The following is a 13,390-nucleotide window of genomic DNA, read 5'->3' as shown; positions in this document are numbered from 1 at the left end:
TCGCACCCACTGTCACAGGGGCACGCGGCGCTCCAGCAGGGCCTTGAGGCGCGGCAAGGCGGCCGTCATGGCGGCACGCCCCGCTTCAATGGAACGCTGGCGCGACGCAAAGTCGGCGCTGCCGACGCCGGCCAGCGCGGGCCGAACCACCAGATCGGCGCTGCCCAGCTCCAGCCGGTTGATGCTCTGGCCCATGATGGCAAAGGTCTGCAGCAGCATGCGGAAGGTGTCGTTGGTGGGATTGCCCTCGGGCGCGCTGGAAATGTCCACCGCGATCACCAGCTCGGCCCCCATCTGACGCGCCTGGCGCACCGGCACGGGTGCCACCAGGCCACCGTCCACGTACTCGCGGCCACTGATGTCCACCGGCACGAACACCCCGGGCACGGCGCTGGAAGCGCGCACCGCCGTGCCGGTGTCGCCACGCCGGAAGACCACACCTTCGCCGCGCTGCAGTTCGGTGGCCACCACGCCCACGGGCAGCACCATCTGCTCCAGCAGCTTGCCTCCCACCTGCTGGTTCACGTAGCGCGCCAGCGCGTCGCCACGCAACATGCCACGGCTGAACAAGGGCAAGGTCCAGTCGGTGATGGCCGCCTCCTCCATCGACAAAGCGGCCCGCTCCAATTCCGCGCCGTTTTTACCACTGGCGTACAAGACCGCCACCAGGCTGCCCGCCGAGGTGCCGGCCACCATCGCAGGGCGAATGCCGTTGCGCTCCAGCACCTGGATGACCCCAATGTGCGCAAACCCACGTGCCGCGCCGCCTCCCAGGGCCAGGCCCACGCGCAGCGGCCGCGTGGGCGCAGGTTGCGTCACAGGCGCCGGTGTGGGCTCAGGTGGGGTGGGCGGCTGCGGCGGCGTGGTGCACGCCGCCAGCACCACCAGCCCCAGCAGCCCCAGCAGCATGCCCATACGCCACAGCCCATCCCGAACATTGATCTTCATTAAGAATGATTCGCGTTAGTGTTAATATGCCGCTGATTTTATCTGTCCACAGGAAAGTGATCATGCGTCTGAATGTCCGCCCCACCCTCGTGTTTGCTGCTGCGCTTGTGGCCCTGTCTGCGCCGGTGCTGGCGCAAGACAAAGTGCTCAACCTGTACTCGGCGCGTCATTACCAGACCGACGAGACGATGTACGAAGCCTTCACCAAGGCCACCGGCATCAAGATCAACCGCGTGGATGGCGATGACGCCGGCATTGTGAACCGACTCAAGGCCGAGGGCGCGTCTTCGCCGGCCGATGTGGTGCTGCTGGTGGATGCCGCCCGCATGGCGTCGGCCGACAGCCAGGGGCTGTTCCAGCCCATCCAGTCCAAAGTGCTGGACGACGCCATTCCCGCCCACCTGCGCGCTGCGCGCACGGCCGACGGCGTGACCTGGACCGGCTTCTCGACACGCGCCCGTGTGGTCGTTTACGACCCGCTGCGGGTCAAGGCCGCCGACGTGGCCACCTACGAGCAACTGGCCGACCCCAAGCTCAAGGGCCTGGTCTGCACCCGCGCCGGTTCGCACCCGTACAACCTGTCGCTGTTTGCCACCGTGGTCGAGCGTCTAGGCGACGCCCAGGGCGAAGCCTGGCTCAAGGGTTTGGTGGCCAACATGGCGCGCGACCCCAAAGGTGGCGACACCGACCAGGTCAAGGCCGTGGCCTCGGGTGAATGTGGGGTTGCAGTGACCAACTCCTACTACGTGGCGCGCCTGATCAAGTCCAGCAAACCCGAAGACCGCGCGGTGATGGAAAAAGTGCGCGTGGTCTTCCCCAACCAGGGCACCTCGGGCACCCACGTCAACATTGCAGGCGCTGCGGTGGCCAAACACGCCAAGAACCGCGCCAACGCCATCGCGTTCATGGAGTACCTGGCCAGCCCGTCGGCACAGGCCTACTTTGCCGACGGCAACAACGAGTTTCCAGTGGCCAAAGGCGTCAAGTCGGACAACCCCGCCATCAAGGCCATGGGCGGCGAGAACTTCAAAGGCGACAACGTTTCGCTCACCGTGGTGGCCAAGAACCTGCCCAAGGTGCAACAGATGCTGGATCGGGTCGGCTACAAGTAAAGACCACCCCGTTGCTTGCCCGCTTCGCGTGGCCGCATCCCCCTCAAGGGGCGACACCAGCCGTCCGGCAAAGCCGGCCCGGCGGTGTCCCCCGGCAATATCCTCCACAAAAAAAACCGGCCCATGCCGGTTTTTTTGTGGGTAAAACCAAGACGACAGAAAAAGACCCGACCGCTTGCGCTGGTCGGGCCAAACATCTTTTGGAGATGATCTCTCTGACGGCTCAGTGACGGCAGGCCCTCGCGGGCCCGCCGTGTGGTTCAACGGTTGTAGGCGGTTTCGCCGTGCGAGCGGATGTCCAGACCTTCGCGCTCGTCTTCCTCGCTGACACGCAGACCAATCACCATGTCAACGATCTTGTAGGCCACGAAGGACACCACGCCCGACCACACGATGGTGATCAGCACGCCCTTGAGCTGGATCCAGACTTGCGAAGCGATGGAGTAGTCGGCAGCAGTCACCATGGTGGCGGTGACCCAGTCGGCCACGAAGCCAGGGCCACCCAGTGCGGGGCTGTTGAACACGCCCGTCAGCAAGGCACCCACAATGCCGCCCACGCCGTGCACACCGAACACGTCCAGCGTGTCGTCGGCACCCAGCATGCGCTTGAGACCAGTCACACCCCACAGGCAGGCGAAGCCAGCGATGAAGCCGATCACCAGCGCGCCACCGATGCCCACGTTGCCGGCAGCCGGCGTGATGGCCACGAGGCCGGCCACGGCACCAGAGGCGGCACCCAGCATCGACGCCTTGCCCTTGTGCATGGCTTCACCCACGCACCAGGCCAGCACGGCGGCAGCGGTGGCGGCAAAGGTGTTGATGAAGGCCAGGGCGGCAAAGCCGTTGGCTTCCAGGGCGGAGCCGGCGTTGAAGCCAAACCAGCCCACCCACAGCAGCGAGGCGCCCACCATGGTCAGCGTCAGGCTGTGCGGGGCCATGGCTTCCTTGCCGTAGCCGATGCGCTTGCCCACCATGTAGGCACCCACCAGGCCGGCCACAGCGGCGTTGATGTGCACCACGGTGCCGCCGGCGAAGTCCAGCGCGCCGTGTTGCCAGATCAGGCCGGCCTTGCCGGTCATCTCGGCGGCCACTTCGGCCGAGCTGTAGGCGTCCGGGCCCATCCAGAACCACACCATGTGGGCAATCGGCAGGTAGCTGAAGGTGAACCAAATCACCATGAACAACAGCACGGCCGAGAACTTGATGCGCTCGGCAAAGGCGCCCACGATCAGCGCGCAGGTGATGCCGGCGAACGTGGCCTGGAAGGCCGCGAAGCTGATCTCAGGAATCACCACGCCCTTGCTGAAGGTCGCCGCGTTGGCAAATGTGCCCGCCGCGTTGTCCCAGATGCCGTTCATGAACAGCCGGTCAAAACCACCGATGAAGGCGTTGCCCTCGGTGAACGCGAGGCTGTAGCCATACACGAACCACAGCACCGAGATCAACGAGAAAGTGACCATGACTTGCATGAGCACCGACAGCATGTTCTTGCTGCGGACCAGGCCGCCGTAGAACAAGGCCAGGCCAGGCACCGTCATCAGGATGACGAGCAAGGTGGCGACCATCATCCAGGCGGTGTCACCCTTGTTGGGGACGGGCGCCGGAGCCGCTTCGGCGGCAGCGGGTGCCGCAGCGGCAGGCGCAGCGGCCGGTGCGGCGTCTGCGGCTGGCGCCGCCGGGGCGGCCGCAGCAGCAGGCGCCTCGGTGGCGGCAGGCGCAGCGGTCTGGGCCATGGCGGTGAACCCGCCGAAGGTCAGACTCAGGCCCAGGAACAGGCCAGTGATCAGTTTTTTCATGGGATGACTCTTTCTTCTGCGATGGGTTGCCGCTGTCAGAGCGCTTCTTTGCCGGTCTCGCCGGTGCGGATGCGCACGACCTGGTCCAGGCTGTAGACGAAGATCTTGCCGTCGCCGATCTTGCCGGTGCGCGCCGCACCTTCGATGGCTTCGATGACGCGATCGACCAGTTCGTCGGCAACCGCCGCTTCGATCTTGACCTTGGGCAGGAAGTCGACAACGTACTCGGCGCCGCGGTACAGCTCGGTGTGCCCTTTTTGACGGCCAAAGCCTTTGACTTCGGTGACGGTGATGCCCTGCACGCCGATGCCCGAAAGTGCTTCGCGCACTTCGTCCAGCTTGAAGGGTTTGATGATGGCGGTGACCAGTTTCATGGGGTTCCTCTCGATCGCGTTTCGGTCCGGCCCACCCCTGGCGGCGGTGGGTCGGCGGGTTATCACATGGCCTTGGCGAAGGTCACGACCAGGCGGTTCTTGTTGATGTCGCCGTAAGTGGCTTTTTTGTTGGCACCCACCAAAGCGCCCTTGACCGAGTAGCCGTCGCCCAGGTCGTAGCCCAGGCCAACGCTGTAGTCGGTGTAGTCGGTGCCGTTCTTGAAATCGGTGAAGCCGACACCCACGCTGGCGGTCAGGCCTTTGGCCACTTCCATCGAGTAGCTCAGGCTCAGGTAGCCGGCCTTGCTGCCACCGAAGTACATGTCGGACACGGTGCGGTAGTACTTGGCGCCAAAGCCGGCAAAGCTGACGCCAGCATAGATTTCATTGGTGTTGGCCATACCTGCACCGGGGTACATGTAACGCAGGAAACCGACGTCGTAACCCACACCAGCCACTTCGCCCTTGTAGCCACCGTAGATGTCGGTCTCCAGGCTGTTGCCCGGCAGCCAGTTGACGTTGGAGTTCCAGATACCCACATAGGCACCGCTGCTGTGCGCGTAGTCAAAACCGCCTTGCAGGGCGGGCTTGTTGGCGGTCTGGTCCTGGCCACGGAACTTGTAGCTGCTGTTGATCGACACGTTGGCCGACAGCTGGGCAGAGGCCAGCATGGGCGCAGCAGCCAGCGCAACGATGGCCAAGGACTTGAATGCAGAAATTTTCATGGAGGACTCCGGTGGTTGATGGAAGACGGGGCCTCTTAAGCAGGGACTGTGCCAAGCAATGTCAATTCGGTGCCCAAGCCCATGCCAGAGGCCTGTCCGCACGGTAGGATGCGCCCACATCTGCGCCAAAATGCGCCCGCCCCAGCGCTTACGCGCTTGGCGGCCAGCGTTTTCGCACCAACAACGTGCATTTCTGGGCCGGTACGCGCCGCCAGGGCAATGCACCAAATCAGGGAGTGGCGCCATGGGCTTGTCTTTGGTGCACAGCCGGGCCTTGGTGGGCCTGGACGCACGGCCGGTGCGTGTGGAGGTTCACCTGGCCAATGGCCTGCCCAGCTTCACGCTGGTGGGTTTGGCCGAAACCGAGGTGAAGGAGGCGCGCGAGCGTGTGCGCTCTGCCCTGCTCAACGCCGGGCTGGACTTCCCCTCCAACAAGAAGATCACCGTCAACCTCGCCCCCGCCGATCTGCCCAAGGACTCGGGCCGCTTTGACCTGCCGATCGCGCTGGGCCTGCTGGCCGCCAGCGGCCAGATCCAAACCGAGCGTCTGAACGGCTGGGAGTTTGCGGGTGAGTTGTCGCTGGGCGGCGAACTGCGGCCGGTCCGGGGCGCGCTGGCCATGGGCCTGGCCACCGGGGACCCACTCGGTGCCAGCCCCAACCGCTTGGTGCTCCCGCCCGGCAGCGCCGAAGAGGCGGCCATGGTGCCCAGCGCACAGGTCTACCGCGCACACCACCTGCTGGACGTGGTGCGCCAATTTCTGCCCGACGCTTCGCTGGAGTCCATCGCCAACGGCCCGGACGACGGCGCGGGTTGGTGCCGTGTGCGCAACGAGGCACCCACAGTGGGTCACCGCAGTGGCCGGCCCGACTTCGCGGATGTCAAGGGGCAGCCCCAAGCACGGCGGGCGCTGGAGATCGCTGCGGCAGGTGGACACAGCTTGCTGCTGGTGGGCCCACCGGGCAGTGGCAAGTCCATGCTGGCCCAGCGTTTCGCCGATCTGTTGCCCCCCATGACCGAGGCAGAAGCGCTGGAGGCCGCCGCAGTCGCGTCGCTGGCAGGGCGTTTCCAGCGTGAGACCTGGGGACAGCGCCCCGTGGCCGCCCCCCACCACACCGCCAGCGCCGTGGCGCTGGTGGGAGGCGGATCGCCACCACGCCCCGGCGAAATCTCCCTGGCGCACCAGGGTGTGCTGTTTCTCGATGAATTGCCCGAGTTCCCCCGCGCGGCCCTGGAAGCGCTGCGCGAACCCCTGGAAACCGGCCGGGTGCGCATCTCCAGGGCGGCGCATCAGACGGAGTTTCCTGCACGCTTCGTGCTCGTGGCGGCCATGAACCCGTGCCCGTGTGGCTACCTCGGCCATCCCCAACGCGCCTGCCGCTGCACGCCCGACCAGATTCACCGCTACCAGGGTCGCGTCAGCGGGCCACTGCTCGACCGCATCGACATGCACATCGAAGTGCCCGCCTTGCCCCCTGACGCCTTGCTGGCCCCCCAACAGGGGGAGACCACCGCCGAGGTGGGCACCCGGGTTCAGGCCGCTCGGGCGCTGGCACTGGCCAGACAGGGGCGCCCCAACCAGGCCCTGGACGGGGAGGCATTGGACACCCACGCCCAAGCCACACCCGAAGGCATGGCGCTGTTGCAGAAAATCGCCACCCGCCTGGCGTGGTCGGGGCGCAGCACCCACCGCACGCTGCGCGTTGCCCGCACCATCGCCGATCTGGCCGGCAGCCCACAGGTGGAGCCCGCACACATGGCCGAGGCGGCCCAGTACCGGCGGGCGTTGCGCAACCCGTAAATATGTGAGCACTTGTGACAATCACACCCTGGGTGGTGCCGATTCGCGCTTACCATAGGCGCCACCCGCCTGCCCACAGGGCTGTTCTGCTGTAGGGATGGCGACCTCACCCCATTGCACGCCATGTCCATGAGCCCGTCCGCAGCGCAAGAACCCACCCGCACCTCCACCGCACCGGCGGCATTTTTCTGGCCCACCCCACCCTATGCGAGCTACCGCGACGACACCGGTGCGGTGTCGGGCTGGCCTTGTTCGGTTGAAGGGGCCAACGGACAGACCCGCAATTGCCTGCTGATGACGGTGATCCCGGCCAACCGCGCGGCCTTGATCCAGGTGCCGCCCGCGCAAGTGAACATGCCACTGCGGTTTGCCATGTTCCGGCGCATCGTCTTGAAAACACCGCTGGCACCCAGCGGCCCAGCGGTGGACGCCGACGGTTTTGCCCAAAGCGAATTGCTGGACTACCGTCAGCGCCTGCACTACCGCGTGCATCTGGCGGATGGCAGCTCGGTCGAGGGCGAAACCGTGGGCCACGTGGAGAACGCCACCGGCCTGTTTCTGTTCCACCCGCTGGACGACCGCGACACGGTGGAACGGGTTTTTTACCCCCGCGAAGCCTACCGGGAGGTGCAGCTGGGCGAGTCCATTGGCCAGGTGCTGGTGGACAGCCAAGCGGTGACCAAGGAACAGGTGGAGCGTGCGGCCGCCGAACAGGAGAACCTGCGCAACCGCAAGCTGGGTGACTACCTGGTGATCAAGGAAATCGTCCAGCCCGAACAGCTGCTGCAGGCGCTGGACCAGCAGTCCAAGATGCCCATGGTGCGCATCGGCGAAGCCTTGACCGCGCTGGGACTGATTTCGGATGACCAACTCAAGGACGCGCTCGACAAGCAGAAAACCGAACGCACCGTGCCATTGGGGGAACTGCTGGTCAAAAGCGGGCTGCTGTCGCGTCAGGACCTGCAAACCGCGCTGGCGCGCAAGATGGGCTTCCCGCTGGTGGACGTGGCGGGCTTTCCCATCGAGGCCGATGCGCTGCGCAAGGTGCCGTTTGCCATGGCCAAGCGGCTCAAGGTGCTGCCGCTGCTGTGCCGCGACGGGGTGCTCATCGTCGCCGCCGAAGACCCATCCAAACGGGCGACCATTGAAGAGTTGGAGTTCACCACCCAGAACAAGGTGGTGGCGGCGCTGGCGGGCATTTCGCAGCTGGCGCAGGCCTTGCCTGCGGCCTACGGCAAGTTTGGGCTGGATGCGTCGAAAGTGCTGTCCATGCCTGGGCGCAACGACGAACAGGAGCCGGCCACGGCCGACAAGCTGCTGGAGTCGCTGGAACAACAGTCCGGTTTCGCCGAACTGGACAACGAGCCGCTGATCGAACAGTCGGACAACTCGCTGGTGCGCCTGATCAACACCATGATCATCGACGCCTGCAACCAACGCGCGTCCGACATCCACGTCGAAACCTACCCGACCAAACGCAAGGTGCGCATCCGCTTCCGCAAGGACGGGCATCTGGCCCCCTACATGGAGCTGCCCCACACCTACCGCGCGGCCCTGGTGGCGCGCATCAAAATCATGTGCGACCTCGACATCTCCGAGCGCCGCAAACCGCAGGACGGCAAGATCGAGTTCGCCAAGTTCTCCAGCCAGTACCCGGTGGAACTGCGTGTGGCCACCGTGCCCACCCAGGGCGGGGCCGAAGACGTCGTGATGCGCATCCTGGCCTCAGCCAAACCCCTGCCCATGCCCGACCTAGGCCTGAGCGCGCCCAACCTGGCACAGCTCAAGGACGCCGTGGAACGCCCCTACGGCATGGTGTTGTGTGTCGGCCCCACGGGTTCGGGCAAAACCACCACGCTGCACGCGGTGTTGCAGCACCTCAACACCCCGCGCCGCAAAATCTGGACGGCGGAAGACCCCATCGAAATCACCAATCCCGACCTGCGGCAGGTGCAGGTCAATCCCAAAATCGACTGGACGTTTGCGAAGGCACTGCGCTCTTTCCTGCGCGCCGACCCCGACATCATCATGGTGGGCGAGATCCGCGACCAGGAAACCGCCCAGGTGGCCATCGAAGCCTCGCTGACCGGCCACTTGGTGCTCAGCACGCTGCACACCAACAGCGCGCCTGAAACCATCCTGCGCCTGCTCGACATGGGCATGGACCCGTTCAACTTCTCCGACTCACTGCTGGCGGTGGTGGCGCAACGCCTGGTGCGTCAGTTCTGCAACGAATGCCGCAAAACAGAGGTGGCCAGCACCGAACAGGTGGACGAGTTGGTGCGCGACTACCTGCGCGCATTCCCCGACGACCTGCGCCCCAGCGCCGAGGCCGTGAAAGCCGAGTGGCTGGCACAACATGGTCGCAACGGGCAACTGCAGCATTTCCACGCGCATGGCTGCAGCCACTGTGACAACACCGGCTTCAAAGGCCGAATGGGGGTGCATGAGCTGATGGTCAACGGCCCCGAATTGCGCCGACTGATCCAATCCCATGAACGGCCGGAAGTGCTGCAGTTTGAAGCCATGCGCCACAGCCACTTCCGCACACTGCGCCAGGACGGCATCGAAAAGGTGCTGGCCGGGTTCACCAGCATCGACGAAGTGCGCGCCAACTGCAATTGACCCACCGCGCCGCGCCCAAGGGCGCGTCACCCCCCAGGGGGCGACACCAGCCGTTCGGCAAAGCCGGCCCGGCGGTGTCCCCGGGTCAAGGCCCTGCGCCCCGGATTTGGGTGGATCGCTCAGAGGTTGGGGGCCAGCAAACGCTGCAGTTCGCGCTCGTCGGTGTGTTTGCGTGCCGAGAGGTCACGCACCTGATCATCACCAATGCGGCCGACGTTGAAGTAGGTGCTTTGTGGGTGTGCGAGGTAAAAGCCGCTGACGCTGGCCGCCGGCGTCATGGCCAGGCTGTCGGTCAGGCCCATGCCAATGTCGTCGCACTGCAGCAGATCGAACATGTCGCGTTTCACGCTGTGGTCGGGGCAGGCAGGGTAGCCTGGCGCAGGACGGATACCCTGGTATTTCTCCCCGATCAGGTCTTCGTTGCTCAACGCTTCGTCCGACGCGTAGCCCCACAAATCGGTTCGCACCCGCTGGTGCAAACATTCGGCAAACGCCTCGGCCAGGCGGTCGGCCAAGGCCTTGAACAGGATGGCCGAATAGTCGTCGTGGTCGTCCAGAAAGATTTTTTCGCGCTTTTCGCTGCCCAAACCCGCCGTCACCGCAAACACGCCCACGTAGTCAGGCGCCACGCCTTTGGGCGCCACAAAGTCCGCCAGGCAACGGCTCGGACGCATCACGCCGTCGATCACCTGTTTTTCGGTCTGCTGACGCAAGCCGTGCCAAGTCATGGCCACCTGACTGCGGCTCTCGTCGGTGTAGAGCTCAATGTCGTCGTCGTTGACCGTGTTGGCCGGGTACAGACCCACCACGGCGTTGGCGCTCAACCATCGGCCCTCAATGAGCCTTTGCAGCATGCGCTTGCCGTCGCTGAACACGCGCTGCGCCTCGGCCCCCACCACCTCGTCCTTGAGGATGGCCGGGAAAGGGCCGGCCAAATCCCAGGTCTGGAAGAAGGGGCTCCAATCGATGAAGCGCGCCAACTCGGCCAGGTCGAAGTTCTTGAACACCCGGCGGCCGATGAATTTGGGCGCCACCGGCCGGTACGCGGACCAGTCGATGGGCGTCTTGTTGGCCCTTGCCTGACTCAGTGGCCACAGCGGCACCTGTTTCTTGTTGGCGTGCTGTTGGCGCACCTTGTCGTAGTCGGCGTTGAGATCGGCAATGAACTGGCTGGCCTGCTCACTCAACAGACCTTGCGCCACGCCCACGCTGCGCGAGGCATCGGGCACGTACACCACCGGGCCTTCGTAGTGGGGTGCAATCTTGACCGCGGTGTGGACACGGCTGGTGGTGGCGCCACCGATGAGCAGCGGTATTTTGCGCAGGCGGAAGTGGTCGTCTTTCTGCATCTCACCGGCCACGTACTGCATTTCCTCCAGGCTGGGGGTGATCAGGCCGGACAGGCCCACGATGTCGGCATCCTCGACCTTGGCGCGCGCAAGGATCTCGTGGCACGGCACCATCACGCCCATGTTCACCACCTCGAAGTTGTTGCACTGAAGCACCACGGTGACGATGTTTTTCCCGATGTCGTGCACGTCGCCCTTGACGGTCGCAATCACGATCTTGCCCTTGGGCTTGGCGTCGCCTCCGGCGGCCACCAGCAGGCGCTTTTCTTCTTCGATGTAGGGCAGCAGGTGGGCCACGGCCTGCTTCATCACGCGCGCGCTTTTGACCACCTGAGGCAGGAACATCTTGCCCTGGCCAAACAGGTCGCCGACCACGTTCATGCCGTCCATGAGCGGCCCTTCGATCACGTGCAGCGGCCTGCCGCCATCCGCGCGGATGGCCTGCCACATTTCTTCGGTGTCTTCGGTGATGAACTCATTCAAGCCATGCACCAGTGCGTGGCTCAAACGCTCGCGCACCGGCAAGGCACGCCAGGCGTTCTTCGTGCTGTCGTCGCGTGCAGCGCCTTTGGCGCTTTCGGCGATTTCCACCAGACGCTCGCCGGCGTCCGGGCGCCGGTTCAGCACCACGTCTTCCACGCGCTCGCGCAACGTGGGCTCCAGCTCATCGTACACACCGATCATGCCAGCGTTGACGATGCCCATGTCCATGCCGGCCTGGATGGCGTGGTAGAGGAACACGGTGTGGATGGCCTCGCGCACCGGGTCGTTGCCACGGAAGCTGAACGAGACGTTGGAGACACCGCCCGACACCTTGGCGCCCGGCAGGTGCTGTTTGATCCAGCGCGTGGCATTGATGAAGTCCACCGCGTAGTTATTGTGCTCTTCAATGCCCGTGGCAATGGCGAAGATGTTGGGGTCGAAGATGATGTCCTCCGGCGGGAAGTCCACCTCGTCCACCAGGATGCGGTAGGCGCGTTCGCAAATCTCGATCTTGCGCGCAAAGGTGTCGGCCTGCCCGGTTTCGTCAAAGGCCATCACCACGGCCGCTGCACCGTAGCGGCGCACCAGGGTGGCCTGCCGTTTGAACTCGGCCACCCCCTCCTTCATGCTGATGGAGTTGACGATGCCCTTGCCCTGGATGCAGCGCAAACCCGCCTCGATGACGCTCCACTTGGACGAATCGATCATCACCGGCACGCGGGCGATGTCGGGTTCGGTGGCCATCAGGTTGAGAAAACGCACCATGGCGGCCTCGCTGTCGAGCATGGCCTCGTCCATGTTCACATCGATAACCTGGGCGCCGTTTTCCACCTGTTGACGCGCCACGGCCAGCGCCTGCTCGTACTCGCCGTTGAGAATCAACCGCGCAAAGGCTTTGGAGCCGGTCACGTTGGTGCGCTCGCCGATGTTGACGAACAAGCTGCCTTCGCCCACGACCAGGGGCTCCAGGCCAGACAACAACATGGGAGGAACATTCGCAAAATCGGGCATGGACTCACCTGAAGAAAACACAGTACAGGTGAGCGTCGTTGTCATCCAAGCCTGACACCCGGCACCGGGTGCTGCAACGCTCCTTGGTCAAGCGCGTATTTTAAAGTCGATGGGGCCACAAAAGCGCCACCAAAGCGCTGCCAAGGCAACGGGTGAACATCAAATCGGCATAGGGGGCCTCCCTCATAGGAGGCGCACCTGCCACACCACCCGGCATGCGGGTCCGCCCCGGGCGGTTCGAGAGCTTGAGGTCATGACAGCCTTGGTGCTCCCAGTCAATCGAAGTACGCAATGGTGAGCACCGTTTTGAGCAATCGGTCACTGTTGCGCAACCAGCGGCGGCTGCTCACTGCCACTTGCCGCGCCACGTATTCTTTCGCACCCAGTGCTTTGAGTGCCCGGTAGGTGGTCTTCGCCCCCTTCCAGTGCTTGAGCTGGATCGCCCTCAAGCGGTGGCGCAACCACTCGTCCAGCTCTCGCGAGACCCTCGACGTTTGCGCCAGTCCGAAGTACGCCTTCCTGCCAAGCAGGTACCCAGCTCACGCTGGCTCCCATCGGGTTTGGGTATCAACACCTTGCGTACCGGAATGGGCCGGTAGCTGCCTGCCAGAAGCGCTTGGCGGATGTCGGGCCAGCTCGTGCGGATCAGCTGGGCGGTCTGCTCGATGTCGAGCCCGTCCACCCCAGCAGCTCCCTTGTTGGCCTTTACTTTTCTCCACGCGGCCAGCAGGTTCTGCCTCGTCAGCGCCGCCTCCAGCAGGCCAAGGCCCGCCATCGGCTTTGCCGACCCTGTGCCCTGGTGTTCAGCGAGCGGGCCGCTGGCTTCGTCGCTGATGAGATCACGCATGGCTTCACCGTGCGCTACGCTCACCCGCCCAGGTTGCTCCAGCATCTGACGCATGGCCTTTGACATCTCCCTGTCCTCAAGCACTCACTCTCGTTTGGTCCTTCGCCCTTGCCTTGTGACCTCATCGGCCCCGGCGCCTGCTACTACGACCTTTGCTGACTTCTCGCTCCGGCACAGCCGTCGCCCTTTCAGGCACAAGGCGAGATCTCCCCAGGTAAGAACGCACACCTTCATCGCACAGCCGCCGCATCTACGCCACCTCGCCTTGGTCACAAGAGCTTTGCGGTTGTTTACCCGCTTGCCCTGCTTGGCAGCGCCT

General features: G+C 64.6%; 10 protein-coding genes and 1 riboswitch. Of the genes, 3 read left to right on the top strand and 7 right to left on the bottom strand.

What is annotated here, in order from left to right:
- Positions 1-12 precede the first annotated feature (12 nt).
- The gene (locus ACFQU0_RS08930; protein ID WP_382199894.1) at positions 13-948 is read right to left on the bottom strand and encodes a patatin-like phospholipase family protein; all 936 of its coding nucleotides are present in this window, start codon (positions 946-948) and stop codon (positions 13-15) included.
- A gap of 62 nt (positions 949-1,010) precedes the next feature.
- Here ACFQU0_RS08930 and ACFQU0_RS08925 point away from each other — a divergent pair, with 62 nt between their 5' ends.
- Positions 1,011-2,060 carry an extracellular solute-binding protein gene (locus ACFQU0_RS08925; protein ID WP_382199892.1) on the top strand — a complete coding sequence of 350 codons (1,050 nt, stop codon included), beginning with the start codon at positions 1,011-1,013 and terminating at the stop codon, positions 2,058-2,060.
- Between the two features lie 260 nt (positions 2,061-2,320).
- Here the strand turns inward: ACFQU0_RS08925 and amt are convergent, their stop codons facing one another.
- From amt to ACFQU0_RS08910, 3 genes are all read right to left on the bottom strand, one after another.
- Positions 2,321-3,856 carry an ammonium transporter gene (amt, locus tag ACFQU0_RS08920; protein ID WP_382199891.1) on the bottom strand — a complete coding sequence of 512 codons (1,536 nt, stop codon included), beginning with the start codon at positions 3,854-3,856 and terminating at the stop codon, positions 2,321-2,323.
- Between the two features lie 35 nt (positions 3,857-3,891).
- On the bottom strand, positions 3,892-4,230 hold the full coding sequence (glnK, locus tag ACFQU0_RS08915) for a P-II family nitrogen regulator (RefSeq protein ID WP_382199889.1): 339 nt from the start codon (positions 4,228-4,230) through the stop codon (positions 3,892-3,894).
- A 62-nt stretch (positions 4,231-4,292) separates the two neighbouring features.
- Positions 4,293-4,955: a TorF family putative porin gene (locus tag ACFQU0_RS08910; RefSeq protein WP_382199887.1), complete on the bottom strand. Its 663-nt coding sequence runs from the start codon at positions 4,953-4,955 to the stop codon at positions 4,293-4,295.
- Between the two features lie 244 nt (positions 4,956-5,199).
- On the opposite strand from ACFQU0_RS08910, the gene ACFQU0_RS08905 reads away from it, so the two are divergent.
- Together ACFQU0_RS08905 and ACFQU0_RS08900 are read left to right on the top strand one after the other, a co-directional pair.
- Positions 5,200-6,756, top strand: a complete 1,557-nt coding sequence (locus ACFQU0_RS08905) for a YifB family Mg chelatase-like AAA ATPase (RefSeq protein WP_382199885.1) — start codon at positions 5,200-5,202, stop codon at positions 6,754-6,756.
- Positions 6,757-6,885: 129 nt separating this feature from the next.
- On the top strand, positions 6,886-9,381 hold the full coding sequence (locus ACFQU0_RS08900) for a GspE/PulE family protein (RefSeq protein WP_382199883.1): 2,496 nt from the start codon (positions 6,886-6,888) through the stop codon (positions 9,379-9,381).
- 119 nt (positions 9,382-9,500) lie between these two features.
- On the opposite strand, the gene metH is transcribed toward ACFQU0_RS08900, so the two are convergent.
- From metH to ACFQU0_RS08885, 3 genes are all read right to left on the bottom strand, one after another.
- Complete coding sequence (gene metH, locus ACFQU0_RS08895; protein ID WP_382199881.1) at positions 9,501-12,224, bottom strand: methionine synthase; 2,724 nt, start codon at positions 12,222-12,224, stop codon at positions 9,501-9,503.
- 23 nt (positions 12,225-12,247) lie between these two features.
- A riboswitch (S-adenosyl-L-homocysteine riboswitch) is annotated at positions 12,248-12,315 on the bottom strand.
- A 184-nt stretch (positions 12,316-12,499) separates the two neighbouring features.
- Positions 12,500-12,697: a hypothetical protein gene (locus ACFQU0_RS08890; RefSeq protein ID WP_382199997.1), complete on the bottom strand. Its 198-nt coding sequence runs from the start codon at positions 12,695-12,697 to the stop codon at positions 12,500-12,502.
- Positions 12,670-13,071 (bottom strand): RNA-directed DNA polymerase (Reverse transcriptase), encoded by a 402-nt coding sequence (locus ACFQU0_RS08885; RefSeq protein WP_382199880.1) that lies wholly within the window; start codon positions 13,069-13,071, stop codon positions 12,670-12,672. The genes ACFQU0_RS08890 and ACFQU0_RS08885 overlap by 28 nt, the downstream gene beginning before the upstream one ends.
- Between the last annotated feature and the right edge of the window lie 319 nt (positions 13,072-13,390).

It is taken from the genome of Hydrogenophaga defluvii (assembly GCF_042665235.1).
In the GTDB taxonomy this organism is placed as follows: Bacteria; Pseudomonadota; Gammaproteobacteria; order Burkholderiales; family Burkholderiaceae_C; genus Hydrogenophaga; species Hydrogenophaga defluvii_A.
The sequence above is the reverse complement of the archived record's forward strand: the minus strand, read 5'-3'. Positions and strand labels throughout refer to the sequence as shown.